This is a genomic window from Bremerella sp. P1 (assembly GCF_028748185.1).
Classification (GTDB): Bacteria; Planctomycetota; Planctomycetia; order Pirellulales; family Pirellulaceae; genus Bremerella.
Genome location: NZ_CP118164.1, coordinates 6891267 through 6916534, shown reverse-complemented (window position 1 = coordinate 6916534; position 25268 = coordinate 6891267). Strand labels below are relative to the sequence as shown.

At 57.7% G+C, this 25268-nt stretch carries 22 protein-coding genes; 11 read left to right on the top strand and 11 right to left on the bottom strand.

All coding sequences use genetic code 11. The features are described 5' to 3' along the window. Window positions 1-10: 10 nt before the first annotated feature. Both PSR63_RS27995 and PSR63_RS27990 read right to left on the bottom strand, forming a co-directional pair. The gene (locus PSR63_RS27995) at window positions 11-1960 is read right to left on the bottom strand and encodes a hypothetical protein (RefSeq protein WP_274329593.1); all 1950 of its coding nucleotides are present in this window, start codon (window positions 1958-1960) and stop codon (window positions 11-13) included. A gap of 138 nt (window positions 1961-2098) precedes the next feature. Further along, window positions 2099-3274: a hypothetical protein gene (locus PSR63_RS27990; RefSeq protein WP_274329591.1), complete on the bottom strand. Its 1176-nt coding sequence runs from the start codon at window positions 3272-3274 to the stop codon at window positions 2099-2101. 196 nt (window positions 3275-3470) lie between these two features. Here PSR63_RS27990 and PSR63_RS27985 point away from each other — a divergent pair, with 196 nt between their 5' ends. Both PSR63_RS27985 and PSR63_RS27980 read left to right on the top strand, forming a co-directional pair. Further along, a complete protein-coding gene (locus tag PSR63_RS27985) occupies window positions 3471-4922 on the top strand; it encodes a neutral/alkaline non-lysosomal ceramidase N-terminal domain-containing protein (protein ID WP_274329589.1) in 1452 nt (483 codons plus the stop codon). A 33-nt stretch (window positions 4923-4955) separates the two neighbouring features. Beyond that, window positions 4956-5354, top strand: a complete 399-nt coding sequence (locus PSR63_RS27980) for a hypothetical protein (protein WP_274329587.1) — start codon at window positions 4956-4958, stop codon at window positions 5352-5354. A 7-nt stretch (window positions 5355-5361) separates the two neighbouring features. Here PSR63_RS27980 and PSR63_RS27975 read toward each other — a convergent pair whose 3' ends face one another. Then, window positions 5362-5931 (bottom strand): hypothetical protein, encoded by a 570-nt coding sequence (locus PSR63_RS27975; protein WP_274329585.1) that lies wholly within the window; start codon window positions 5929-5931, stop codon window positions 5362-5364. A gap of 87 nt (window positions 5932-6018) precedes the next feature. On the opposite strand from PSR63_RS27975, the gene PSR63_RS27970 reads away from it, so the two are divergent. The 3 genes from PSR63_RS27970 to PSR63_RS27960 all read left to right on the top strand — a co-directional run bounded on the left by PSR63_RS27970 (window position 6019) and on the right by PSR63_RS27960 (window position 8920). Continuing rightward, a complete protein-coding gene (locus tag PSR63_RS27970) occupies window positions 6019-7026 on the top strand; it encodes a non-reducing end alpha-L-arabinofuranosidase family hydrolase (RefSeq protein ID WP_274329583.1) in 1008 nt (335 codons plus the stop codon). 89 nt (window positions 7027-7115) lie between these two features. Further along, a complete protein-coding gene (locus tag PSR63_RS27965) occupies window positions 7116-8081 on the top strand; it encodes a sensor histidine kinase (RefSeq protein WP_274329581.1) in 966 nt (321 codons plus the stop codon). Between the two features lie 41 nt (window positions 8082-8122). Next, complete coding sequence (locus tag PSR63_RS27960) at window positions 8123-8920, top strand: response regulator transcription factor (protein WP_274329579.1); 798 nt, start codon at window positions 8123-8125, stop codon at window positions 8918-8920. A 76-nt stretch (window positions 8921-8996) separates the two neighbouring features. Here the strand turns inward: PSR63_RS27960 and PSR63_RS27955 are convergent, their stop codons facing one another. The 3 genes from PSR63_RS27955 to PSR63_RS27945 form a co-directional block, all read right to left on the bottom strand. Continuing rightward, window positions 8997-9968: an acyl-CoA desaturase gene (locus PSR63_RS27955; protein WP_274329577.1), complete on the bottom strand. Its 972-nt coding sequence runs from the start codon at window positions 9966-9968 to the stop codon at window positions 8997-8999. Window positions 9969-10215: 247 nt separating this feature from the next. Next, window positions 10216-10662: a hypothetical protein gene (locus tag PSR63_RS27950; protein WP_274329575.1), complete on the bottom strand. Its 447-nt coding sequence runs from the start codon at window positions 10660-10662 to the stop codon at window positions 10216-10218. Between the two features lie 85 nt (window positions 10663-10747). Then, window positions 10748-11695, bottom strand: a complete 948-nt coding sequence (locus PSR63_RS27945) for a 3-keto-disaccharide hydrolase (RefSeq protein ID WP_274329573.1) — start codon at window positions 11693-11695, stop codon at window positions 10748-10750. A gap of 139 nt (window positions 11696-11834) precedes the next feature. Here PSR63_RS27945 and PSR63_RS27940 point away from each other — a divergent pair, with 139 nt between their 5' ends. From PSR63_RS27940 to PSR63_RS27925, 4 genes are all read left to right on the top strand, one after another. After that, window positions 11835-12284 (top strand): TraR/DksA C4-type zinc finger protein, encoded by a 450-nt coding sequence (locus PSR63_RS27940; protein ID WP_274329572.1) that lies wholly within the window; start codon window positions 11835-11837, stop codon window positions 12282-12284. Window positions 12285-12317: 33 nt separating this feature from the next. Beyond that, window positions 12318-13013 (top strand): hypothetical protein, encoded by a 696-nt coding sequence (locus PSR63_RS27935; protein WP_274329571.1) that lies wholly within the window; start codon window positions 12318-12320, stop codon window positions 13011-13013. A gap of 93 nt (window positions 13014-13106) precedes the next feature. Continuing rightward, a complete protein-coding gene (locus PSR63_RS27930; protein ID WP_274329570.1) occupies window positions 13107-13991 on the top strand; it encodes a phytanoyl-CoA dioxygenase family protein in 885 nt (294 codons plus the stop codon). Between the two features lie 111 nt (window positions 13992-14102). After that, window positions 14103-15392: a tetratricopeptide repeat protein gene (locus PSR63_RS27925; RefSeq protein ID WP_274329569.1), complete on the top strand. Its 1290-nt coding sequence runs from the start codon at window positions 14103-14105 to the stop codon at window positions 15390-15392. On the opposite strand, the gene PSR63_RS27920 is transcribed toward PSR63_RS27925, so the two are convergent. Continuing rightward, complete coding sequence (locus PSR63_RS27920; RefSeq protein ID WP_274329568.1) at window positions 15389-16270, bottom strand: CBS domain-containing protein; 882 nt, start codon at window positions 16268-16270, stop codon at window positions 15389-15391. The two genes, PSR63_RS27925 and PSR63_RS27920, sit on opposite strands and share 4 nt — an antisense overlap. A gap of 380 nt (window positions 16271-16650) precedes the next feature. Then, on the bottom strand, window positions 16651-17541 hold the full coding sequence (locus tag PSR63_RS27915; RefSeq protein WP_274329567.1) for an alpha/beta hydrolase: 891 nt from the start codon (window positions 17539-17541) through the stop codon (window positions 16651-16653). Between the two features lie 177 nt (window positions 17542-17718). On the opposite strand from PSR63_RS27915, the gene PSR63_RS27910 reads away from it, so the two are divergent. After that, window positions 17719-18753 carry a DUF3500 domain-containing protein gene (locus PSR63_RS27910; protein ID WP_274329565.1) on the top strand — a complete coding sequence of 345 codons (1035 nt, stop codon included), beginning with the start codon at window positions 17719-17721 and terminating at the stop codon, window positions 18751-18753. 33 nt (window positions 18754-18786) lie between these two features. Then, window positions 18787-19371 carry a TIGR00730 family Rossman fold protein gene (locus PSR63_RS27905; protein WP_274329564.1) on the top strand — a complete coding sequence of 195 codons (585 nt, stop codon included), beginning with the start codon at window positions 18787-18789 and terminating at the stop codon, window positions 19369-19371. 193 nt (window positions 19372-19564) lie between these two features. Here the strand turns inward: PSR63_RS27905 and PSR63_RS27900 are convergent, their stop codons facing one another. The 3 genes from PSR63_RS27900 to PSR63_RS27890 form a co-directional block, all read right to left on the bottom strand. Next, window positions 19565-22411, bottom strand: coding sequence for a hsp70 family protein (locus tag PSR63_RS27900; protein ID WP_274329562.1), 2847 nt, complete (start codon window positions 22409-22411; stop codon window positions 19565-19567). Window positions 22412-22675: 264 nt separating this feature from the next. After that, a complete protein-coding gene (locus PSR63_RS27895; RefSeq protein WP_274329560.1) occupies window positions 22676-24463 on the bottom strand; it encodes an Hsp70 family protein in 1788 nt (595 codons plus the stop codon). A gap of 3 nt (window positions 24464-24466) precedes the next feature. Continuing rightward, the gene (locus PSR63_RS27890) at window positions 24467-25018 is read right to left on the bottom strand and encodes a DUF2760 domain-containing protein (protein WP_274329558.1); all 552 of its coding nucleotides are present in this window, start codon (window positions 25016-25018) and stop codon (window positions 24467-24469) included. Between the last annotated feature and the right edge of the window lie 250 nt (window positions 25019-25268).

Sequence of the window (25268 nt, the reverse complement as noted above, 5' to 3'; positions counted from 1 at the left end):
GATTTGGCATTTAGCCACGACCCGATTTGCCCCGGTTGCCATTGCCGCGTCCAGGACGTTCGCCTGAGTTGCCGCGACCACCAGCTTCCCCACGAGGAGGATTGTTCGGTCCTGGATCACCCAATCCAGGATTCGATGGTGGTTGAGGACTCTTCGGAGCCTTGGGCTTGGGCGTCTCGGGCTTAGGAGCTTCAGGTTTTGGAGCTTCAGGTTTTGGAGCTTCAGGTTTTGGAGACTCAGGTTTTGGAGACTCAGGTTTTGGAGACTCAGGTTTTGGAGACTCAGGTTTTGGAGACTCAGGTTTTGGAGACTCAGGTTTTGGAGACTCAGGTTTTGGAGACTCAGGTTTTGGAGACTCAGGTTTTGGAGACTCTGGCTTGGGAGACTCAGGCTTGGGAGACTCAGGCTTGGGAGACTCAGGCTTGGGAGACTCAGGCTTGGGAGACTCAGGCTTGGGAGACTCAGGCTTGGGAGACTCAGGCTTGGGAGACTCAGGCTTGGGACGATCCGGTTTCGGCATGTCCGCACCTGGGCTGGCCGGGTCGGTTACGTTGGGTTGTTCCGGATTTCGCGGCTTCGGTCCCATTGGGTTGTCGTTGCCACGACGCTTGGGTTGCTCCCCGCTTTCCGGCTGAGGACGCTTGTCCTGCTTGGGTTCAGGTTGATTTTCCGGGTCGACATTCACGCTCAGTGGCCCGAAGTTCATACTCGTACTGCTTTGAGCCGAGGCATTTCCGGATGCCGATGCTTGACGGCGATCACCCTTAAACGATTCACGCCGCTGCTTCTCAATTTCCTGATAACGCGAACGCTGGTCGCTATACTGCTGCCATCGCGAGTTGTCTTCGCGGAACTGCAGCTTGACGTTCGTGTCGACGTCGTTGACCAACTGCGTTACCGAAGCGGCCAACAGCGGACGAATGTCGCCAGTGGACGTCCTGTTTCTGTAATCATTCCACACGACAGCCGGACGGGCATTCGCATTTTGAATGAAGTAATCGTGACGCGTTCGGTAGTAATCGAAGCGGTCGCGGTAGACGGTCGAATAGAACACGAACAGCGGATCGTAGTAGCTACGCTGAAGGCCGACCCAGGCCGTCAAACGACCACGTTTCGGACGAACGTCGTAGTAGTTGCCGAAGTGGTAGTGGCCGTAGTCTTGATAAACGAACAGATGCGTTGGCAGCGTTTGAACGGAAACGACCACGCTGGGCGTATAACGAACCTGCTGCTGGGCAGCCTCGATACGCACCGGGCTGAACAGGATTCCGCGTTGTTCCAGTGGGTAATCCCAATAGCCACTGACAAGCAGATAACCGCGTGGCATCCAAACATAACGCTGCGGAATCCAGACTTCGTTTCGGCGACCTTCCGCCCAGAAGCCAGGTTCCCAGCGATAATCATTAGCTTGATACACCCAATGTCCTGGCACCCAGAAGTGATTGGCCGATGGGGCCTGGCCTGGGTCTTCTTCACGAACTTCCGGCGGAGTCTTGGTGACCAAGGTCAGATTGCCTTCTTCCACCCAGGCACCGCTGATCCAGGCATAGCCGCCATCATGCGAAACCCAATCGCCTGGTAGCCACGTCATTCCTTCCGGAGGACGACGCCAAACACCACTGACCCACACGAACTCATAATCGGCCGGATCCCAACCCCAATAACCGGGGATCCATTGGATGTCGTCGGTTTGAGGAACTTCGCGGGGTGGCAGTTCGTCGATCGGTGCCGGTGGTTGCTGATCAACCACGATGGCCGCGCTGCGACTGGTACGCGTCGGCTGTGCGAACGCTTCGTGGACGGGGCCACGGCTCAAGGCGATAAAGTTTTGACCACTCGACGCATTGGCAGGTGCCGATGGACGCGGCGGTGGTGGCTGTTGTCCCAATAATACCGAAGGAATTGTTATTGCTACGGCAATTAGTGGGACCAGTATATGGGTTCTAAAAACCTGGTTCATTAGAGTTCACTCCTAGGGGAACTTGCTTGCTAATTCACGCGCATCACGCGACTGGCGTGCTGGCTCGCAGCCTTAGATCGCAAGTCTCGTTCCACAAATCTGGGTGGATCGAAGTTGGAGTGAAAGGAACCAAGAAGATCAGACTGGCTGAATTGGCAAGGAGAAGCACCACGAGGGATGGTCCCACCAAGGGGATTTGCCGTCATCCAGTTTCAATGGCGAGAACGTCCGAACCGTCAGCGTGACGCCATCAGGCTCAAACGTAAGCAGCCGCATCCAGCCATCGCCGCCGTTCCCTTTCTCAGCGGATCCACCTCCCATGCCTTGGGCGTTGAAGAGCATCTGATGAACAGGCGTGCCGCTTGAATTCGGATCGGTGCGGCGACCGACGTGACTTCCCATTTCGTGTCCGTTAAGCACCAGTTGAAACTGCGGGGCATCACGCACCAGTGCCTGCCAGAGGTCTTCGCCGTCGTGCGTGTTGCCGGCCTTGCCAGTGGGGTAAGTGTGTGGGTTGCCACTTCGCTTGCGGTTGCCGTCTTGTCCGTCCCGTTTCGACTCAGGCGTGATGAAGTCATGCACCAGCAGCATACCGGTATGTTGCTGAAAGCGATCTTGCTGGACCAACTGCTTCGCCCAGGCAACCGCTTCGCGGCGCGGTCCCCATTCCAGCGAAACGATCAATAACTTCCGCCCATCTGGCAGGCGAACCTCGTAGGCGGCATTTTCCAGCGTTTGTTCGCCGGCGGCGTTCTTGCCGGCCTCGATCAGGATACCGCCCCCCTGCCCATCGAAAACGAGCTTGTTGTCGGTCATGCCAAAGTAATCATTGAACTGGGTCTCGCGCGTTTCGGCATTGCGGATGCCGTAGTCGTGATTGCCGGTCGCGAAGATCATGGGCACGTGCCCTTCGAGACGAGCCAGGGCGCGTTTGGCGCTATGCCACTGAGACTCCGAATGCTGATCGCCCCAGCCGCGACCACCTCCTTCGGCGATGTTGTTTTGCTCGACAAAGTCGCCTTCGTGCATGACCAGGCCGATTCGCCAGGCATCGAGATGCTCGAGCACCCACTGACACATGCGCTCGAAGTTCTTTTGGTTCTTGCCGTACTTGGCATAGTTCTGGGTGTCGGGAAAAACGGCGATCGTCCACCCTTCGCGAATTCCACGAGATGGATCCGCTGGCAAGTGAAGCGGCCGTGTGGCTTCTTCGGCCGATAGCGACGAGGCCATGCCCAAAAACGGCAACGATGCGAGACCGCTGTTAAACGCACGGCGAGTCATGGAAGGGGAAGCGGAGGTAGGACGTGGCATAGTTGGTCTCAGCCAGGCGGGAAGTTCGGAGAAACGGCAGTGCTTGCGCGAAAACGTATTTTCATGCAGGAGGGGACATCCTGCAATCGGTTTTCTCGAATCGAGCGTAAATCAATTTGATGTCACGATCTACCTTGGTACATTGTGAGAACCCGCCTTTTGTATGCCCGCCTTAAGCCAGGAAATGGAAATCGCCATGCTTCGTTCTCTCATGTCACTCCCGTTTTGCTTGATCTTAGGCTTGATTGCTTTGGTTTCTTCCGCGTCGGCCGCGGAAAAGCAGCTCCTTGCTGGGGCGGCGACCAGCAATATCACACCGCCGCTGGGTGAGCTGATTGTGGGGGGCTGGCAACCGATCCCAGCTCGGCACATTCACGACGAACTCTACGCGCGCTGCCTGGTTCTGGACGATGGTAGCACGCGTCTGGCGATCGTCCTGTGCGACAACGTCGGCATTCCGGAAGAAGTGTTTGACGGTGCCAAGCAACTGGTAGAAGAGGCAACGGGAATTCCCGCCGCGAATCAGTTGATGGCCGCCACGCACACGCACTCGGCGACCACCGCACGCGGGAAGTCGAAGCTGATCAAGCAGAGCGAACTGACCGGATATCAAACCTTTCTTACCCAGCGGATCGCCGACGGCGTACAGCGGGCCGTTAACCAATTGGAGCCAGCCCAGATTGGCTGGGGAAGAACCGAAGAGCCAAGCGAAGTCTTCAATCGCCGCTGGTTCATGACCGATGCGGCGCAACTGACCAATCCGTTTGGTGGTGTCGATCGCGTGCGGATGAATCCACCGCGAGGCAGCAGTGCGCTCGACCGTCAGGCCGGCCCGGTCGATCCTGAAATCTGCTTCATCTCCGTGAAGAGTAAAGACGGGCGACCGATCTCGCTCTTGGCGAACTATTCACTGCACTACGTCGGTGGCGTTCGCAGTGGAGACGTTTCAGGCGACTACTTCGGTTACTTCGCCAAATACATCGAAGACAAGCTGGGGGCCGCCGATCAGCAGCCGGCGTTTGTGGGCATTCTTTCTAACGGGACTAGTGGCGACGTGAACAACATCGATTTCACGCAGAAGAGTCCCAAGCGTTACGCCTCGTACGAGAAGATGCAGGAAGTTGCTGAAAAGGTGGCCAGCAAAGTCGCCGAAGCACACGCCCAGATCGAGTTTCAAGAGTGGGTTCCTTTGGCGGCCGCCGCAACGAAGCTTCCTTTGAAAGCTCGCAAGCCGACGCCGGAAATGCGCAAACACTTCGAAGAAATCGAAGCTCGCTCGAAGGACGATTCTTCCGGGCATCGCCGCGAACAGATCTATGCCGATCGCATTGAACGCTTGAAAGATGCCCCAGATGTGGTGGAGATTCCGATGCAGGTTCTCAAGATCGGCGACCTGGGAATAACGGCGATTCCGTTCGAAACATTCGCCGAAACCGGCCTAGAGATCAAAGATCGCAGTCCGTTTATGGAAGCGTTCACGATCGAGTTGGCCAATGGTTCGTTCGGCTACTTGCCGACGCCTGAGCAGCATCGCCTCGGCGGGTACGAAACCTGGCTGGGCACCAACTTCGTGGAAGAAAAAGCGAGCACAAAGATTGTCGAAAGTTTAATGAGCCTGTCTAATTCTCTTCAGGAACAGGCAAAGTAATTCTTCAAGGCGATCGAAAGAGGCATTCTCGCTATGCCCGAATTCTTTATCGTTTTGCATCGGAAAGTATCGGAAGTCCCGGACGATGTTCCGGGAAAGGAAATCGCGAAGGCAGAGATCTTTCTCAGCCGACTTGCGCGCAAGTTGGGGGTTGTCTCGCTGACAGACTTCAAGAGTCAGTCCCCGGAGGTGACCGATGCGTTGGCTGGGATCAATGGCCTCGATCTGTCCGATGTGAAACTCGAGAGAGAAACCTGGTTTGCGCCAATGCAAGGTCTGCAAACGGTCACGGCACTACGAGACCACTTGCAGTCGCATCCGGCGGCGATTCCCAACACCAAAGAGGTGCTCGGCGAACTTGATCTGTGGAACAAGGTCCTCTGCAAAGCAGCGGAAGAAGGCGTGGCCTGGCATCTGTTGGTGGCGATTTAGCTCGGTACTAGCTGGGTGACACGAACCAAGCGGTGCCTGCGATCATCGCTAAGGCAAATGCCGATAGCCAGGCAGCCTGGGAGTTCACGGGCGAGTCGTCTTTGAACAGATCCGGCGGAGATCCCAATCGGTGCCACATCCAAAAGCCGCAGGGAATCGTAACGACACCGAACAGCCACATCGTCCAAATGGGTGATCCGGTGCGAAGGATCTCCTTGCAGTCGCCCACCTGCTCGAAAGAGCCGATGCCCAGATAAGCCCCGTTGGCAATCAGGCAGAACCCGGCGAAGAACTGCAAAAGGCCGCGTGGCCAAACCCAATTACGTGGAATCAGGCTCCAGACAACCAGCGGAAAGATCGCACCAAACAGCGGTCCTAGCCAGACGACCAGCGCCGGCCAACGGTTCGGTGAGACGTCTGTCCGCGAGATGGCCACCGGGCTGATAACAACCTGCGTAATGGTTCCGCCGCTGGCAACCGCGGCTAGAATGTGCCCTGTCTCGTGCACGGTCATCATGCCCAGCCAGCAGACCCCAAGCCAGCAGAGGCAAAACAGGACGATCGAGAACAGACGCATGAAAAGAGCTTTCTGAATATCGTTTTGGAGTTGGGTCTATGATAATGTGGAGGGCGATCCCCTTCCCCTTTTGTGCCGAGATATTTCATGAACCGTCTCCTCACACTGACTTTGCTTCTCTCGGCATGTGCCGTGGTGCAGGCGCAAGACGGACTCCAGCTTCCCAAACGCTGGACGTATAGCGCTCCGTTGATCACCCCGGAAGTTCGCGACAAGGACCCGAGTCACGCTCAGAAAGATCCGACGGTTGTCTATTTCGAAGGGAAGTGGCACGTCTTCATGACGGCCAAGCTGCCGGATCGTTCGGTGATCGAGTACTGCTCGTTCGCCGACTGGAAGGACGCCGACAAGGCCGCGCGGACCATTCTGCCGGTCAGCGAGAGTGCCTACTACTGTGCTCCGCAGGTCTTCTACTTCACGCCGCACAAAAAGTGGTACCTGGTCTACCAGGTGGGCATGCCAGGTCAGAAGAAGATGTGGGTTGCCTATTCGACCACCGAAGACATCAGCGATCCCAGCAGCTGGACCCAGGCCGCTCCGATATTGGATGGGGGTCCGGATGATCCGCGGTCGCAAGGAGGCCTCGACTACTGGATCATTTGCGACGACGACCGGGCGTATCTCTTCTACACCACCCTCAACGGAAAGATGTGGCGGCTCTCGACACCGATCGAGCAGTTCCCCCGCGGCTTTGATAACTGCGAGCTTGCCCTGGAAGATAAGATCTTTGAAGCCAGCCACACGTACCGGGTTCAAGGGCAGGACAAATACTTGACCCTTATCGAAGAAAACGGCAGACGCTACTTCAAAGCCTACGTGGCCGATCGTCTCGACGGGAAGTGGACGCCGATTGCCGCTACGGCGAAAAATCCGTTCGCGGCTTTCTCGAACATCGAACCTGCCGACGGCGTCCAGGCGTGGACCGACAACGTCAGTCACGGCGAACTTATCCGGGCAGGCCACGACCAAACACTGACGATCGACCCGGCTGACATGCGGTTCATCTTTCAAGGCATGTGGGACGAAGACAAGCGGGGCATCGGGTACGGAAGGTTCTCTTGGCGAATCGGTATGCTTACGCCCAAGCCCGAGTAAACGGCCCAAACGCGATGACCTCGGATTGCAGCCGCTTCACGCTATAATAGCGGCACGTTGATTTTCTGCCTGAGCTTCCGTTAGTGCCTATGTCCAGTCGTCGCAACCTGAGTTTACCGATTACGATCGCCGTGATCATGATCGTGCTGTTGATCGCACTGATCGTGGGCTGGGTGCTGCTCACGGTCTGGGGAGCGACCGAGAACGAACAGGCTGCGCCGCTGTACTACACCGTGCTGCCGATCGGGGCGACCTTTCTCGCCGTGATTCTGGCAGGCGTGATCTTCTACATGGTCCTGTCAATCAAGGCGATCAATCTAAGCCAACGCCAGGCCAACTTCATCGATAGCGTCACGCACGAGCTGAAAAGCCCGATCGCTTCGCTCAAGCTGTACCTGCAAACGCTCAACCGCCGTTCGATACCGCCCGAAAAAGTGGGTTTGTTCTACGAGACGATGCTGGAAGACATCGAGCGACTCGACCACCTGATCAATCACCTGTTAGAAGCGGGCCGGCTCGACCGGCGACGGGAAGACGCCGAAGAAGGCGATGTCCGGCTCGATAAGGTCCTGGCCGGCTGTGCCCAGTCGGTGGCCCTTTTGTATCGCTTGCCGCCGGATACCATCAAGGTGAAGTCGGTCCCGTGCACCGTTCGCGGTTTGCATGGCGATATTGAGATCATCTTCCGAAACTTAATCGATAATGCCGTAAAATATTCGGGTAAAGATCCCGAAGTAAAAGTACAACTACGCGTAAAGTACAACGACGAAGCGGTTATCGAAGTGACCGACAACGGGCCTGGGATTCCCTTCTCGCAGCGCCGGAAGATTTTCGGTCGCTTCGTGCGACTTGGCTTGGAACTTCAGCGTGAGAAGCCGGGGACCGGGCTGGGACTGTACCTGGTGCGTACCCTCGTCCGCCGCATGAAGGGAGAAGTGCGGGTCAAAGATCCGCCGAAAGGCACCGGCACGGTATTTGTTGTGATGCTTCCGGGAGCGAAGACCTTGGCAGAAGGCCAGTCGCCTGAACCTGCTTCTGCTTCGCCCGTCCCTTAATTGTAGTGTTTGTTAACGTCCCTACCGCCTGCTGATAATCCATGACGATGAAATCGAACGCCGACACGCACATCCTAGTGGTGGAAGATGAAGAGCATCTGGCCGTGGGGATACGCTACAACCTGGAAGCGGAAGGCTACCAGGTCTCGGTCGCGGAAGATGGACGCATGGCCCTGCGGATCGTCGAAGAAAACACAGGCCGCGTCGATCTGGTGATTCTTGACCTGATGCTGCCGGGCATGAGCGGTTACGCCGTGTGTGAAACGCTGCGAAGTAACGGCGAGGACATGCCGATCCTCATCCTGAGTGCTCGCACCCTTTCCGAAGACCGTACCCGCGGCTTCGATGTGGGGGCCGATCAGTACATGATGAAACCGTTCGACCTCGACGAGTTTCTTAGCCGCGTGAAGAATCTGCTCTCGCTGCGTCGACGTCGCCAACCGCAGAAAGATGCCGAAGAAGAACTGGTCCATCAGTACAGCTTCGGCGACGTCGAGATCGACTTCGATACCTTTCAGGCTTTCGTCGACGGTAAACCGATTCGGCTGACGCAGCTGGAATCAAAGCTGCTGTACTACTTCGTCAGCCATCCCAATCGCATCATTCCTAAGGGAGAACTGCTGCGAGAAGTGTGGGAGATGCCAGCCAACGTCTCGACCCGCGCTCCCGACCAGTTCATTGCCCGGCTGCGGAAGATGTTCGAGAAGGACAAGTCGAAGCCCAAGCACTTCATTACCATCCGCGACGCCGGCTATCAGTTTATTCCCGATGGGAAACCAGCCGTGCCGGAAACCGAAAAGAAGCAAGACGCGGACGAATCCGATTCCGCGGAAGCGTAACGAAATAAAAAAAGGCCATGCGGTTTGCATGGCCTCTTCTTTGGATTGTGTCAGCTTACGATCCGGGATCCGGTGCTTAAACCTTGATCGTGCCGTCTTTGGTCTTTTGCTTGTAGTCGACCACGTTCCAGACCAGACCGCACGCTTTCAAAACGCGGATCACGTTCCAGGTCAGGTCGAATTCCCACCACTTGTGACCGTGAACGGCCATGCGTGGGTAAGCGTGGTGGTTGTTGTGCCAACCTTCGCCGAAGGCCAAGAGACCGACCCACCACAGGTTAGTGCTCTTGTCGGTCGTTTCGTAGTTGCGGTAGCCCCACATGTGCGTGGCCGAGTTGACGAACCAAGTGACGTGCAGCAGGACGGTCAATCGCAGGAACATGCCCCACACGACCAGCGAGATGCCGGTGTACCAGCCGCCGATTGCGTAGCCGAGGCCGAGCAGGCCAAAGCCAAGTGCGAGGTGCCAGAAGATGAACGTCTTGTGCAGGAACCAGATGACCTTGTCTTTACGCAGGTCGGGACCCCAACGCATGTGCAGTTCGTCCTTTTCAGGACCAGTATGATGTGGGAAGAGCCAGATGATGTGGGCCCACAGACCGCCATCGAGTGGCGAGTGCGGGTCGTCTTCCCCATCGCTATGGGCGTGGTGTTTACGGTGCGTCGCGACCCAATCGAGGGCCGAGCCTTCGCCGGACAACTGACCGATGAACGCCAGGGTCCACTTCACAGGCTTGGTGGTCTTGAAGCCAGCATGGGTCAGGTAACGGTGGAAGCCCAACGTCACGCCGATGCAGCCGGTCAAGTAGAACAGCACGACTGCGGCAACCAGACCACTCCAGGTGAAGCAGAACGGAGCGGCGAGCGCACCCAGGTGAATCAAGCCAATCCAGCCAATGATCGGCCAGGCACCGCCGTGGCGGAAACGCTGGGCGTAGGGCTTCGACTGACGGGGCTTATCGGATTTCTTATTTTTGCTAGGTCGCTCTTTTGTGAGATTGCTCTCACCGAGTAGCGAAGTCTTTTCGTTTTCGGTGGCGATCGACATGGAAATGTCCTTACTTTCGATCCATTCGGGGGAGAGGTCCAAGTCGCGATTCTCTAGCGGTCGCTGAAGGGTCGCGGATTGAGAAGAATTGTAAGAGGAATCGTCTCAACCAGGGTAAATGGCGTGTCGAAGCTGTGTAATAGTTATGTAAATGCCGGCGTGAACTGGGGTTAACGCCCCTAACACGACGCAAAATTGCCCCGCCCAGGTGGGGAGTCTACCGCTAGCTGAGTCGTTCGAGGCCGAGTTATTGCCCTTTCGCGCGTCGCTCGGAATCGGGCCAGGCCTTCGCAGGTGCTTCCGTTCCACCAAGACTATGGTAAAGGACATACGACGTCCCAGGGCCGCGGGTTGCGTGCGGTCCGTAGAGTTCAAACGACTTGCTAAGTTGTTCTTTGGTCATCGTCCACTTCGTCAAAATACCCACGGCGTACGCATCTTTTCCGCGAAGGTTGTCATCGCGACACACGACGTCGATACCAAGAATTGTCGGAATCTTTGTATTCGAGACCTGCCCGCGAATGGCAATGACACGGCCGACGTATTGATCCAGATCGGTACTCTCGGTCAGCAGTGGAGGCGTGAAGTTCAAGACCTTGGGGCGAAACGAATCGCCAGTTTCTGAAGGCTCGTCGGCCAGTGATACTCCGGTGCAGATAACAAGAAACAAGAAAGCAAGAGTGCGGGTCAGCATCGCAATCTCCATAAAAAAACGACGTAGCGGGTTGGTACGTCGTATCGTACAGAAAGGGAGATCAACAAGCGAATCGCAGCTGCGATTACTTCTTCTCGTCTGCGTCCTTCTTCGCTTCTTCTTTCGGCTCTTCGGCTTTCACCTCAGGCTTGGCTTCTTCCTTGACCTCTTCCTTTTTGGGTTCTTCGGTCTTGGGAGCAGCTTCTTCCGCAGTCGCTTCGCTTTCCTTGGGCGGAGCCGCGGTGATCTTTTCGGTCGACCAGTCAGCACGCCAGCGGACCATCTCGGTGTCTTCCGGCACGAACGTTGGCTCGATCGACTCGATCTCGCGGACCCACATGTTGCGGAAGCGGACCGGGTTGCCGTGGAACTGCAGGCTAATGCTTTCGGCGTCCTTGTGGCGGTCGTAGGCTGGCGGCTTATGCCAGTTGGTGCTGCCGCGGATCGGATAGCTGTTTTGCAACAGCACACCGTTATGAATCACGGTGATTCGCGCCGGAGCGACCACGTCCCCCTTCTCGTTGCGGATTGGCTTGGTGAAGACGATGTCGTACGTATTCCACTCGCCGGGCTTCTTCATGGCGTTGACCATCGGTGGCGACTGCTTATAAACGGCACCGGCCTGGCCATCGAAGTAGGTCGTGTTGTCGTACGAATCGAGAATCTGAATCTCGTAGTGTCCCATCAGGAACACGCCGCTGTTGCCGCGGCCTTGGCCACTACCTTTGACTTCATCCGGGGCGGCCCATTCCATGTGCAATTGGATATCGCCGAACTTCTGCTTGGTGTTGATTCCCCCCTTGGCTGCCGTCGCGACACCGTCTTCAAACTTCCACTTCTCGCCGCCATTCCAGGCCGACATGTCTTCGGTGCCGATCAAAACGATCGCATCCGAGGGAGGGTCCGAAGGCTTCTCGCCTGGGGTAATGATCTTCGGTTCCGGCCATTCGATACCGCTTTTGAACTCTTGACCGCAGGCAACCGAGGCCACCGCTAAGCAACAAACCAAGGAAAGAAAACTACGCATCGACATCAGATGTCCTCTTCGGGGTGGGTGATTTTTGCAACAATACAAGGATAGTATCCGCTGCAGACGTGGCTACCTATTCTAACTTGCCCCGTTTTGAAAAACGATAGGCAGGCCTTTGGGCCTCAAAATCCCCGGAAAAAGCATGCTGAGAGAAATAAGCTGCCCCGATTGTCACTGGCATCGACTGGTCGGGACAGCCGAGAAACTACGCCTGTTGCACCAGGTCGGGATGCTTCGCCGTGAAGAAAACCCCGATCAGGCCATCATCGAGGAGCTGTTCGAGCGCAGCAGCCGCAAGCTGACCTGCGGCGAGTGCGGTCGGGTGGGGCTGCGAATAGATTTCCCGCGGGACGAAGAGGAAGACTGGGGCGATGGCCGTGTCTGCGAGCAGTGCCGCAAGACGATCCCCGCCGAACGGTTAGAAATCTTTCCCGATACCAAGATCTGCGTGGCCTGCCAGCAGAAAGATGACGACGGCGAAGACGACACCCAGCCCGATTTCTGCCCGAAGTGTGGAGAGGTTATGATATCAGGCACCTCTCGCGGTGGCGGACTAACACGGTATCGACTGCGTTGCCCTCGCTGCGGCTGACCTACCTGAGCTACTTATTTCCGAGAAGATCGAATGTCGCGTTTCCTGATTCTTTTATTGGTTGCCTCGCTGACCGGCTGTTTCGTCAAACCACCCAGCCAAACAGAGCAGCAGGCCGAGCCCTCCTTCGAGCGGCAACTGCTCGACGTCTCGTCGGCCGCGACCGATAGTATCCAAGTTTCCCAGTCGGCCGTGCCGCTGCAGCAGCTACAGCACCTGACCCAGGCGACCGATCTGCGTGAGCTTCGCCTCGATCAAACTCCGGTCACTGATGCGGAAGCCGAAGTCATCGCGTCGATTCCCACGCTGAAGATCGTCAACTTGCCGATGAGTGAGTTGACCGATGCAGGCATCGCCAAGATCGCATCGTTGCCCAACTTGGAGCTACTGCGAATTGGTTCGCCTCATCTTACTGACGAAGGGATCGCCAAGATTAGTGACAGCTCGACGATTCTCTATTTGCATCTGCTCAACACTCCAGTTACCGACGGGGCGGTCGACGCGATTGCCGCGATGGAGCAGCTTGAATCGTTCTACGCCGATGGTACGCAGCTCACCGACGACGGCATGTCGAAGCTAGTCAAAGCTCGACCAAAACTGCATATCCACTTCAACGATCTACATCCGTCCGGTAGCCAGGCCGGACATTCACACGATCATGATCATCACGACCATGACCACGATCACAGCCATGATCATTTCCACGACGATCACGATCACAAGCATTGATGCCTGGCCGACTTGATTTCCTTTTCATTGCTTGCGATAAACAAACAGCCGCGCGAATCTCTCCCGACAAACCTTCTCTTGAATTGATGAACTATGGCCCGCGACTTTTCGGAACTGCATGAACTCGCCACCGATCTATTTGCCTGGCCCACCGATGCCGCTGGCTGGGATCAATATCGCCTGACGCCTGAGCAAGTGGAGTTCTTCCACGAACAAGGCTACTTGGCTGGCGTGAAGATCTTGGATGAAAAGCAAATCGAAACGCTTCGCAGCGAACTGGCCGAGTTCTTTGAAGCGGATCATGAGGGACACGAGCTGTGGTACGAATACCATACCAACGAATCGACCACGCCTGAGACGGTCCTCTTTCACGCCTTGGGTGCCTGGCGATTGCGGCCAGCGTTCCATGATATTTTGTGGGCTCCCGGCTTTGTGATGGCCGCCAGCCAACTGCTGGGCGGTCCGGTTCGCTTCTGGCACGATCAGCTCTTCTGCAAGCCGGCCAAGCATGGCGGTGTGGTAGCCTGGCATCAAGATTATTCGTATTGGACACGCACCAAGCCGATTGCTCACCTGACCTGCTGGATCGGCCTGGACGACGCCACCAACGACAACGGCTGCGTGCAGTACATTCCCGGCAGCCACAAGTGGGACCTCCTACCAATTACGGGTCTGGCCGGCAACATGGAAGCCATCCGCGAGGTATTGACCGACGAGCAGTGGGAACAGTTCCAGCATCCGGTCGGCGCCGAACTGAAAGCAGGCGAAGCAACCTTCCATCATCCGTTGATGGTGCATGGCTCGTTTGAAAACCGCATCGATCGCCCACGCCGCGCGACGGTGATCAATGCCTTCCGTGACGGTGTAGTCAGCGACAAGAACGAAGAACTGCTCACCGGAGTACCGCCCATTCCGCAAGGTCAGAAGATGGAAGGCCAGTTCTTTCCGCTCTTGTTTGATCCCGCTACGGTCGGTTAAAGGGAAAAATTCTTGTCAAATTTCCCGATCGTTCCTACGATACGGAAGGTCTCTTCTTGAAGAGCCTTTCGCTGTCTGATCATGTCCGTGGGACGTCTCGGGAGTCGTGGTATGGGGCAAAATCCCCGTAAAGTCGTGTCTTTGTTGTTCTCGGCTGCCGTCGTTTTGGTCGGCAGTCTGGTTGCGCTTCAAAGCGAGGTGGTGGCCGCGGATGCCCAGGTCGTGATCGACGGGCTGTTGCGCGAAGGTTGGCAAGTCGGCCCCGACGGGATGGCTGCGGCTCGGCAAGGGACCGCCGAGGCACGGCAGCTGCAAGATGCGGATGCACTGTATGCCGCCGGTCTGGCACTGCTGCGGCATCATCAATACGACGACGCTGCCGAAGTCTTTCAAGCCGCGATCGATGTCGACCCGAAGCACTACCGCAGCTGGCGAGCGTTGATCTGGATTCGTACTCTGCAAGAGAAGTTCGACGCGGCGCTCGTGCAGATTCAGCGTCTGTCCAAGCAGCTTCCCGCCAGTGAGCTTACCGGCCAGGATGAAGCGAAAGTCCTCGAGACGGTGCGTCTGCTTGGCCGTTTGTTTGGCTTCTACGAAGGACCTCGGTCCGGCGATGTCTCGGCGGCGCTGGTGACGCGTGCTCGCGATGCCGTCCGCCCTGCGTTGGTGGGTCAGCGTCAGACCGAATTCGACAACAACTATCAGGACGTAGCGACCCTGTTCACCTCGTCGACGACCGAGCAACAAGATGCCAAGGACGACGCCAAGCTGAAGGAGCAGATGGAGAAGCAAAACAATCAGCAGCAAATCGAAGTCCGCCGGAAGCAGATCGAAGTCGATCAGCAGCAAGCTACCGATCAAATCGACAAGCTGCGTAGCGAGTGGACACAGGAAGAACAACGCTTCGCCCAGCTGGAAGGTCCCCTGAATGTTTCCATCTCGCAGTTGGAATCCCAGCAGAGCGTCATTCGCCGAGAGCTGGCGATCTTGATTGACGATGTCTTTCGCTTGAACGAAGCACGACGTCAGACAAATGACCCGGTACGCAAAGACCGACTCGATCGCGAGATCTTCCGGCTCGAGCGATTGATCAACGACTACGAGCGAGACCTGGCGTTGGTTCAGGCTGAAGGACGACGATTGGTTGCCAGTCGCGATGTTTTGCGAACGCGTCGATTGCAGACGCAGCAACGATTCGAGGCCGAGATCAAACAGCACGTGGACCGGAAGCAAGATTTAGAGCGAGCTGGCAAACGGCTGTCTTTGGAAACGCGTCGCAATAATCGGCCAGCGACCGGTAATTCAGCCAAGGTGCGCGTCCTGTCGGCGAAGACATCGAGCATTCGCACCTACTACGACTTTCCTTTGGAAGTCGAGCGGTTGACCCTCTTGGGGCCTTAGTAATAGGTGCCGGTCGTTTCTGGCTGGATGGCCAATTCCATTTGGCAAATGCGACGCAGAATCGCTTCTTCGGTGATCACGCCGTAGCGTTCTTCGCCACGCGGACAGACCATCACGGCGTTGATCTGTTGTTCGTACATCGTGGTAGCGGCTTGTCCCAAGTTGCTTGTTCGCTGTAGGCAGCTAGTCGTTTTCAGAAGATCAATCGCTTTGCTCGTTTCGCCCAGCCCGCCGTCGAAGAGAGTGCGTGCCATTTGGCGACAGCGGTGCCGCCGAAGATCGCGGGCCGTGATGACCCCCAGTGGGCAATCGCCTTGTACGACCAATACGTACGAAAGGCAGCCTTCGATGAACAGCTTGCGTACCTCATCGATCGGCGTATCAATTTCGACGATTTGAGGATCGGTGTCGTAGGTCTCGCCTACCGGTATGTCACGTACAGGATGCGAACTGTAGGCAAATTCGCGGATGAAATCGGTGGTCGTTATCATTCCCCACAGAACATCATTCTTCGTGACCGGCAGGCAGTGGATGCCTCGCTCGAGGATTCGGCTCAAAGCTTCGCGAGGGCTTCCGGAATGGTCGAGCGTTTCTACTTGCCGTTTCATGAAACTACGGATCGATACCTGGTAGTTCTGGCGGCACTCTTCCCGAGAAGCATTGGCGATGTATCGCTCGGTGGCTGCCTTGACGATGTCTTGGTCCGAGATCATGCCAATGACATGCTGCTGATCATCCACGACCGGCCAGTGATGAAAGCCGGTGCTGTAAAGCCGCTCGAGCAACTCATCGAGCGTGACTTCTTCGTGAACGCTGATCGGGTTGAACGTGACCAGCGTATCCATGCCCTGCGTTAGAAACGAGTGACTGACGATCATGACCAAGTCTGCCCAAATGGGTAAGCGATTGTTGGTTTGTTTCCCTTTTGAAGCTTACGGCTTTACCCGTGGATAAATGGGCATTTTGTCTGACAGATCATGCCGTTTTAGGGGGGATTTGAGTCAGCTGGTAACGGTTGTAACAACGATCTGGCCCCCAAGCAGGGGTCGGGGTTGTGGATGCCCGATGCCGTTTTGCAAGGCTCCAACCGGTGGCACGTGATATCACGATGCCTGAAAGAAAGCCCGACGGCGGGCTGATTCCAGAAAGCGTTTCGGCAGCCATCAGCGGATGTAAAGTCCGTCGATAGCTGCCGAAGACGATGTTCTTATTGTCTCTTGAGTTACCCGAAAAACGGTCGCTCAGGTAACCTCCTGACTTACTTCTTTGCGTCGATCATGCCGCGGTTCTTCAGCCACAGGTAGGCGAGATTGCCCCACTCGGCAGTGCCGGGGATCGACTTGGCCAGGCCAACGCCGTGGCGGCCTTTCTCGAACACGTGCATTTCGGCCGGAACCTTGTTCTTGATCAGGGCCAGGTAGAAGACCACGCTATTCTGGGGAGGCACGCCGGTGTCTTCGGTCGTGTGAAAGAGGAACGTCGGAGGCGTGTCGGAAGTGACCTGCAATTCGCTCGACATTGACTGGACCAACTCTTTGTCGGCGTCTTTGCCCAGCAAGTTGTTCTGAGATCCCTTGTGCGTGTACGGTTGGTCGAATGCGATCACGGGGTAGCACAAAATGGCGAAGTCCGGTCGGCAGCTGACGCGGTCGATCGGATCTTTCGCTTCCGGGTTGCCAGCGTCGAAGTGGGTCGCTGCCGAGGAGGCCAGGTGGCCGCCGGCCGAGAAGCCTTGGATACCGATGCGACTGGGATTAACGCCGTACTCTTCTGCGCGAGCACGCACGGTACGGATGGCTCGTTGGGCGTCTTGCAGCGGAATAGGGTGCTTGTAGCCACGACCCGAGTGACGGTATTCCAGCACAAATGCGGCCACGCCCAGGTCATTCCAGAAGTTGGCGATATCGACCCCTTCATGCCCGACGGCCAGATGACCGTAGCCACCGCCCGGAAAAACGACCACGGCACAGCCGGTATTGATTTCCGAGGCCGGCAGGTAGGTAGTCAGCGTGGGAATGTCCTTTTCCTCGGTCCCTTTGGCACCTGGGGCACCATCTTCCCACAGCGGGGCCTTCTTTCCTTCAGCAGCCCAAACGGCCGTGGACGAGAGGAATAGGACAAGGCAACACAGCGCAAGATTCTTCAGCATGATGGTCTCCAGGGGTGAAATCGTTAAGGCAGGGGCCGAGTTTGGCAGGTTTGGCGGATAAGCGGGATGCAATTCGCCACGGCTCATGGTAATTTATATTACTCCGAAACACATTGTTTCGCTTGATGACCTGTCCGATATCCTACCTGCTTCCCCTCCCCTACCAAAGGACTTCCTGTGCGAAAAAGTCTGCTTGCCGTAACCTCTGTGGTGCTTGCCTTGGCCACCGTGACCTCCGCTTACACGTTCTATCGCCTGGCCGGGACCGGCGAGAAAATGACCTCAGCGGCAGGTGCCCTGGTCGATACGCTCGATGCCGAGCAGAAGAAGGTGATGCTTTATCCGTACGACAGCCCCCAGCGTCTCGGCTGGCACTTCATCCCCAAGGATGAACGCAAGGGCCTGCAGATGAAGCACATGACCGAAGACCAACGCAAGAAGACCCATGCCCTGCTTCAGGTCGCACTGAGCGAAGTTGGTTACGACAAGACCACCCAGATCATTTCCCTGGAAGCTCTGCTGAAGCACATTCAGACGAAGGGACCGATCCGGGATACCCAGCGTTACTACGTGACCATCTTCGGCGAACCTAAAGCGGATAGCCGCTGGGGCCTGAGCTTCGAAGGGCATCACCTCTCGCTGAACTTCGTCGTCGAAGGTGATAAGGTCGTTTCGTCGACGCCGCAGTTCTTTGCCACCAACCCGGCCGAAGTCAAAGAGCAAGTCCTCGCTGGCTACCCCAAGGGGATGGAAGTGCTGAAGGCCGAAGAAGAAGTCGCGTTCGGCTTGGTCAACTCGCTCTCGAAGGAACAACTCGAGACGGCTGTGATCGCCGAGAAGTGCCCTGCCGAGATCCGCAACGCGGGCGAACCTCACCCGCCGCAAACCGCTGCTGAAGGCATTGCCTGGACCGACCTGACCGCCGACCAGAAGGCCACGCTGAAGAAGCTGATCGAAGCCTACGTCTCGGCCATGCCGCAGGACGTCGCAGCCAAGCGTTACGCCGACCTGGAAGCCGCTGGCTGGGATGGCATTCACTTTGCCTGGGCTGGTGGTTTCAAGGATGGCATTCCGCATTACTATCGCGTTCAGGGCGAAACGTTTCTCATTGAATTCGTCAACGCTCAGCCGGACGTCTCAGGCAACCCGGCCAATCACATTCACTGTGTATGGCGTGACATGCGAGGCGATTTCGCTTTGTCGGCGAAGTAACGCATTCGTGGTCATTCCATCCCAACGGAATTGATGATGGAAAGTTTGTGTGTCTTTTGCGGGTCGGCATCCGGAAGCCGACCTGCCTATGCTCAGGTCGCTACCCAGCTGGGCCAATTGATGGCCGAGCACAAGATTCAGCTCATCTATGGTGGCGGCAAAGTCGGCATGATGGGTGCCCTGGCCGATGCCGTGCTGGCAGCCGGGGGCGAAGTGATCGGCGTCATCCCCGGAGCGCTCGTCGAACGAGAACTGGCCCACCACGGTGTGACCGACCTGATCGTCGTCGATTCGATGCATCAGCGGAAAGCAAAGATGTCGGATCTGTCCGACGGTTTTCTGGCCCTGCCCGGCGGGTACGGAACGCTGGAAGAACTGTTCGAGGTCATCACCTGGGCCCAACTCGGCTTCCACCACAAGCCGTGCGGTCTCTTGAACATCGAAGGCTTTTTCGATCCCCTGCTGGCCATGCTCGATCAGGCCGCCGACCAAGAGTTCATGTCGGCCGATTGTCGCAGCCTGCTGCTGACGGCCAGCGACCCGGCCGAAGCCCTGCAGCAACTCATCGCCGCCCACCCGCACGAACAACCACGGTGGATTGATCGCTCGGAGACGTGAGCAGCGCGGTAGATAAGGAAAAGCCACAGAGGACACAGAGCCGGGGTGCCACGCCCAAGTCTTCTTGGGCGTGCGAAGGCAGGCTCAGGCGACCATCTTCGAGGTGCTTGGCGTTTCGATTCGCTTGGGTTTCGTAGCACTCACGCGGTTTAAGACACGCCCAAGCGGACTTGGGCGTGGCACCCAGGATTGGTTAACGAACCAGCGTCAAGCCGGTTGGCAAGCTCTCGCCAAAGATCTGCGACTGTTCTTCTTCATCCAGCTGACCACCGTCGCGGACGATGCGGACCCAGTGCTCGGTTGCTTTCTGCTGCTCTAGCCAAGTCGCCGCCTGGTCGCGGGCATCTTCGGCCAGGTCGCGGTAGCGGTCGTCAGTGCGGCGAGCCAGTTGCATTACGGCCAGCAGGTCGGCTCGGTCGGTGCTCTTCTGCTTGATAATCGCTGTTAGCCACTTCGCCGCGATCTCTTTCGGAACCAGCGTATTGAGCGGGCCATACACGGGCGTGCGAGTTCCCAAGCGGCCAATCGTCCACGCCATCGCACCGCGGGCCGGTTCCAGTTTCTTCTTGCCCAGCAGGTCGACCAGCATGCGACCGATCTCGGTTTTCTCTTGAGCACCAAGCAGTTCCAGGCTTCCCAAGAGACGCCATGCTTCGATCGCTTGTTGCGGGGTGAACGTCGCGGCGGCGCTTCCTCCGCCACCGCTGGTCATTCGCTTGTGCATCGCCCGCGTGGCGACCAGAAGGGGTTCGGCGATGGCTAGTTGCTGCCCGCGATTGAGTCCCCCGGCGATCCGCCGCCAGAGGATGAGCGATTGATTGCGGCAATTGTCGTCGTTGTGCAGCACCTTGCCTTGCAGCAGCTTCCACGTCTCGGAAACCCGCCAGTCATCGAGTGCCAGGCCATACCCAGGCCGTAGGCAGTATCCGGTCAGGTTCAGCCAGCGCGACTCGTGCGTGGGGCTCTTGCTGCGGCCTGCCTCCAGGTCCATCAGGTGTTCCCACATCCGCCGCAACAGCGAAGTCGGCCACTCGTCACGCCGCATCTCCAAAGCCGCGTCCAGATCTTTGATTAGCGGCTGCGGCTTGCGGGATGCGTCTTCGCCGAACGTTTCGTTCAGGACCTGAGCCGCTTCGTTCCACAGCGACTCATCGAGCATCCCTTCCGCTTCCTTGGCCGACTCGTGCGCGGCGACATCGGTCTGCGTGGCGCTACGAATGTCGAATTGCAGACGCCACGTCCGGTCGCTGTCGACCTGAGCGCACCACAGTTCAATGGTGCCGATCTCGGTCAGCTTGGCGTGCAGATGCACCGGAATCGTTTCCGCTTCGGCGCGTCGCCGGGCCCGCAGCACCGTACGGATCGGCGGCAAGGCTTTGATCTGCTGCGGATCGATCGGCACCAGTTGCCCTGGCTCGTCGATCAGACGCGTGCTGGAAATGAACAGGGGAAACTCGACCGGCTCCGACACACGCAGCTGGAACGTCAGGTCGAGGTCGATCTCTTGTCCCGGCTCGGTCGTTGCCGGCAACAGACATAACGCCTCGGTCGCTTCGCCGCTGCCGATCCCAATGTAATACGTGCGGGCCAGGTTGGCCGTGATCTTGACGCCAGTGCCGCGGCGGACTTGGCCGTAGTAAGTTGCCCCGCGCGAGACCGCCAGGTCGAGATGCTGATTCTCCAGCAGGACCGGCTGCCAGTTGGCATCGTCCTGGGTGAACCAGCGAGTCAGGACGTCGAGCAGACGCTCTTTCAGCACCGGCGATTCGAAGAAGCCACCGTTCAATAGAACCAAATCGGGACGAACGGATCCGCTCGCGTGGCGGCTCTCTTCTTCGATCACTTCATGATGCGTTCGCAGGAAGTAGGCCAGCCACCGCGTGATCGCCGCATCGGGGGCGTACGGCAAGCCAAACTCCTGAAAGCCAGAGGTCCGCGTGTCAGGCTCGTCGGTCAGTTCACAATCAGGCAAGAAGCCTTCGGCCAGTACCTGGTGGACTTCTTCTCGCGTCACTTCGCACTGCAAAGCACCGCCAATCAGCTTCGAGCCCAGTGCCGGAAGACTGACCGTCTGCGAGTCCGGGGCATCGGGGCCGAGGAACGTCTCTTTGATCTGACGACATCGCCGCACCAGGATCGACCAACGATCGGCCGGTAGCTTATCCTTGGGCGAAAGCTTTTGTTCCAGATGATGCGCCAAGGCCAGGTCGAGGTTGTCGCCACCCAGGATCAGGTGTTCGCCGACCGCCACGCGATGGAACTGCACCAGGTTCTCTTCGCCTGCCCGGGCACGGATGAGCGTGAAGTCGCTCGTACCACCACCAATGTCACACACCAGGATCGTCTGCCCTGGCGAAACGTGCTGCTGCCAACTGTCGGCATGCTTGGCCAACCAGTCGTAGAACGCGGCTTGCGGTTCTTCGATGAGGACCACGCGATCGAGCCCTGCCTGCTTGGCCGCTTCGACGGTCAGCTCACGCGCGATTTCATCGAACGACGCCGGCAGCGTCAGCACGATGTCTTGCTCTTCAAGCGGTTCCGACTTGAACTGATCGTTCCATGCACGACGCACGTGCTGGAGGTAGCGGCTGCTGACTTCGACCGGCGAAAGCTTTTCGACATCCGCGCTGCCATGCCACGGTAATAGTGCGGCGGTACGGTCGACGCCAGAGTGCGAGAGCCAACTCTTGGCCGAGTTGATCATGCGGCCAGGGACGCTTGTGCCGTGGTCGCGGGCAAACGCTCCGACGGCGGTCGTTTCGTCCGACTTGCTCCACGGCAGACGCAATGCGTCCTGGGCGAACTCTCCTTGGGCCGATTGATAGTGAAACGACGGCAGCGTCGTCCGCGCTTCGATCTGGCCGGGGGCGATGACCTGGGGGGCCGCGAAGGTCTCGATGCTGGCACCTTCGGTCTGCGTATCGAGGAAGGTCACGGCCGAGTTGGTCGTGCCGAGATCGATGCCGACCAGATAGCGGCTGGGGAGTTCCTCTTCGTCGCCAGGGCGTGGCTGAGCGGAGGTTGCTTTGACGATGGACATGGTGGGAGTGGTTTCTTGATTAGCCACAGAGCACACAAAGAAGAGGGTTTAATCGCGGATTTCGCGGATAGCACGGATGGGATTCGCAAGACGCGACTTCCTTATTACTTATCCGCGTTTATCTGCGTAATCCGCGGTTGAACTTCTTTTCTTCCCTCGGTGCTCTCTGTGTCCTCGGTGGCTAAGGCTTCTCTTGTTTCGTAGCCCCTCACCCTAACCCTCTCCCCTCAGGGGCGAGGGGACGAGATTAGGTAGATTCGAGGCTTAGTCCTCTTCGCGGACGTTGAACTCTAATTTCCAGCGGCCGGAGGTTTTGCTGCTGACGCACCACAGCTCGAGCATGCCGAGCTCGGTTACCTTGCTGTGGAAGGTCACCGGCACGTAGGGCTCGTTGATCTTGTCGTCGCGCGGCAAGGAAGCTTCCAAGCTGTCGGTCTCGGAAATCTCGGCTTCGTCCCACCGCTGGATCATCTGGCCAGGCTTGTCGTCTTTGCGAATCGGCGAAGAGAAAAAACGGAACTTGGTCGTCTCGCCGACTACCAGGCCGATCTCGGCGCTGGGTACATCGGTCTCGGTTCCTTCTTCCATGCCGATCGGCACCACGTTCAGCAGATGCAGCGGACGTGGGGCACCGGGGATTGCCAGGCCTGATGTCTGAATCCCGACGTAATAGGCCTGGGCCGTTCCGCCGCGAATGCGAATGCCCCCCTTCTCTTTCTGCCAGCCGTAGAAGGTTGCACCACGAGCGACCGCGTAGTCGAGGTCGTGATCCCCTTCCAGTCGCTGCGGTGGCAGTTCCGGTTGCCACGAACCGATGGTTTCCATCAATCGCGTTTGGAACGGTTCGCTCTTGAACACGCCACCGTTGAACAGCACGTGCGTCGGATGGATCGCGCTGCCTGCTTTCTCGGAATGTTGCGCCAGAAACTCGGCCAGGTGCCGCGTAACGGCTGGGTCCGATTCAAATGGCAAACCGAGTTCCTGAAAACCGGAAACGAAGCCTCGCTCTGGTTTATCGGTCGCCGCACAAGCAGGGAAAAAGCCTTCGAGCAGCATCTGCTTGATCGGCTCGCGCTCGACGTCGACGGAAACTGTCTTGGCGATCAACTTGCTGCCGCGGCCCAGGATGCTGACTGGATGCTTGTCGGGGCCGTCCTCTTGCAGCAGTTGTTCCTTGGCTGCTCGGCAGCTGTGCCACAGCGAGACCGACTGCCACGGATCGAGCGTGACGTTCTTCTCTTTGAACAGTTCGGCCACATGAAACGCCAGGGCAAGGTCCATGTTGTCGCCGCCCACCAACAGGTGATTGCCGACGGCCATCCGTTTGAGGACCAGTTCGCCCCCTTCTTCTTCGACGGTGATCAGCGTCAGGTCGGTCGTACCACCACCCACGTCGCAGACCAGCAGTTTGTCGCCGACCTTGAGGGCCTTCCGCCACTTGTCGCCCATGTGGCCAAGCCACGAGTAGACGGCAGCTTGGGGTTCTTCCAGCAAGGTAAAGTCGGCCGGGAAACCAGCCGCGATGGCCGCTTCGTGCGTCAGCTCGCGGGCACTGGCATCGAACGAAGCCGGTACCGTCAGCACGACCGCTTGATCGGCGAACGCATGCTCGGGCTGAGCTTCGTTCCAGGCAGCGACCAGGTGCTGAAGATATCGCTTGGAAGCTTCGACCGGCGAGATCTTGCCGACCTCTTCCGGTGCGTTCCAAGGAAGGATATTGCCTTGCCGGTCGACCTTATGATGCGAGAGCCAGCTCTTCGCCCCGCCGACCGTCCGGTCTGGCGTATCGGCCGACTGACGCCGAGCCCACTCGCCGGTGGCGTACGTTTGGCTTTCGTCCCACGGCAGCCCGAGCTTGCCACCTTCCTGATCGGCCTCGGTCGCGAGGTACAAGAAGGAAGGAAGCGACTTGCGGTTTTCGATCGTGCTGGCCGCGACCAGTTGCGGAATCTCTAACAACTCGACGACGGGCTGTTCCGCTTCCAGGTCGCTGTAGGCGATGACGCTATTGGTCGTACCGAGGTCGACGCCGATGACATATTTCGCTGCCATGGTTTAGACCTCCACTTCTGCCGGATTGAGCACTTGGGCCTGCTCGAGCGTGCCGTTGAACTTAGGCACGTCGCACTTGGTGGCCTTCCAGCCGCGATGCACGAGCGTCCCGGCTGAAGGCTTTTCGTTTTGCACGTTGCCGACCAGGCGAATCTCGCTGGCGTCGAACGACTCAGGCAGATCGATACGGCCCCCTTCTTCTTCACCACGCACTGGGCTGATGGCGAACAAGCGGTTGAGAGTGGCCTTGGTGTCGCGCTGCACGTCGCGAACGGCGGCACCGATCTGGGCGTCGTCGTACTCGCTCAGGTCTTCCTGGAAGAGATCCAGAAAGCGGGCCTCGCGCTGCAAGGTTGCCAGCAGCACCAACGCGTCGATGCCATCGGGCCGTGGCGGCTTGGGAGGCTTCGGTGGTGGTGGCGGCGGAGGAGGTGGCTCCGGTTTCTTCTCCTGCTCGTTCGGGGCAGGCAGCGAGAGCTTCTCCGCTCGCTTGGCGACATCAGAATTAAATAGTATTTGGAAAAAGAGCTTGAAAGCTAAACCAATTCGGCTCATTCACTTCACGCTTTTGTTGGATTATCTGTATGGAAAACAGCTGCTCCTTCGAGCAAAGTCACACCCAGGTGGGTGTCTAAGACGTTCCAACGTATCGGCAATGTTAACTGCTTGCAATTGGCCTGCACGTGTTGGCGAAGATGCCAACGGTAACGCCGCTTAGGGGCGTAATGATGGGTGCTAGAAAATACGGCGAACCGAACGCCCTTTAGACGTTTCCTACCTGTGGGCCCATTGTTAGTATATGAGT

Bases quoted from the DNA above. Each gene is read 5' to 3' on its own strand.
- PSR63_RS27955 (WP_274329577.1), bottom strand. From the start codon at position 9,968: ATGTCGATCGCCACCGAAAACGAAAAGACTTCGCTACTCGGTGAGAGC.
- PSR63_RS27940 (WP_274329572.1), top strand. From the start codon at position 11,835: ATGCTGAGAGAAATAAGCTGCCCCGATTGTCACTGGCATCGACTGGTC.
- PSR63_RS27960 (WP_274329579.1), top strand. From the start codon at position 8,123: ATGACGATGAAATCGAACGCCGACACGCACATCCTAGTGGTGGAAGAT.
- PSR63_RS27915 (WP_274329567.1), bottom strand. From the start codon at position 17,541: ATGCTGAAGAATCTTGCGCTGTGTTGCCTTGTCCTATTCCTCTCGTCC.
- PSR63_RS27990 (WP_274329591.1), bottom strand. From the start codon at position 3,274: ATGCCACGTCCTACCTCCGCTTCCCCTTCCATGACTCGCCGTGCGTTT.
- PSR63_RS27965 (WP_274329581.1), top strand. From the start codon at position 7,116: ATGTCCAGTCGTCGCAACCTGAGTTTACCGATTACGATCGCCGTGATC.
- PSR63_RS27950 (WP_274329575.1), bottom strand. From the start codon at position 10,662: ATGCTGACCCGCACTCTTGCTTTCTTGTTTCTTGTTATCTGCACCGGA.
- PSR63_RS27935 (WP_274329571.1), top strand. From the start codon at position 12,318: ATGTCGCGTTTCCTGATTCTTTTATTGGTTGCCTCGCTGACCGGCTGT.
- PSR63_RS27985 (WP_274329589.1), top strand. From the start codon at position 3,471: ATGCTTCGTTCTCTCATGTCACTCCCGTTTTGCTTGATCTTAGGCTTG.
- PSR63_RS27945 (WP_274329573.1), bottom strand. From the start codon at position 11,695: ATGTCGATGCGTAGTTTTCTTTCCTTGGTTTGTTGCTTAGCGGTGGCC.
- PSR63_RS27925 (WP_274329569.1), top strand. From the start codon at position 14,103: ATGGGGCAAAATCCCCGTAAAGTCGTGTCTTTGTTGTTCTCGGCTGCC.
- PSR63_RS27895 (WP_274329560.1), bottom strand. From the start codon at position 24,463: ATGGCAGCGAAATATGTCATCGGCGTCGACCTCGGTACGACCAATAGC.
- PSR63_RS27905 (WP_274329564.1), top strand. From the start codon at position 18,787: ATGATGGAAAGTTTGTGTGTCTTTTGCGGGTCGGCATCCGGAAGCCGA.
- PSR63_RS27975 (WP_274329585.1), bottom strand. From the start codon at position 5,931: ATGCGTCTGTTCTCGATCGTCCTGTTTTGCCTCTGCTGGCTTGGGGTC.
- PSR63_RS27920 (WP_274329568.1), bottom strand. From the start codon at position 16,270: ATGATCGTCAGTCACTCGTTTCTAACGCAGGGCATGGATACGCTGGTC.
- PSR63_RS27995 (WP_274329593.1), bottom strand. From the start codon at position 1,960: ATGAACCAGGTTTTTAGAACCCATATACTGGTCCCACTAATTGCCGTA.
- PSR63_RS27970 (WP_274329583.1), top strand. From the start codon at position 6,019: ATGAACCGTCTCCTCACACTGACTTTGCTTCTCTCGGCATGTGCCGTG.
- PSR63_RS27930 (WP_274329570.1), top strand. From the start codon at position 13,107: ATGGCCCGCGACTTTTCGGAACTGCATGAACTCGCCACCGATCTATTT.
- PSR63_RS27980 (WP_274329587.1), top strand. From the start codon at position 4,956: ATGCCCGAATTCTTTATCGTTTTGCATCGGAAAGTATCGGAAGTCCCG.
- PSR63_RS27900 (WP_274329562.1), bottom strand. From the start codon at position 22,411: ATGTCCATCGTCAAAGCAACCTCCGCTCAGCCACGCCCTGGCGACGAA.
- PSR63_RS27890 (WP_274329558.1), bottom strand. From the start codon at position 25,018: ATGAGCCGAATTGGTTTAGCTTTCAAGCTCTTTTTCCAAATACTATTT.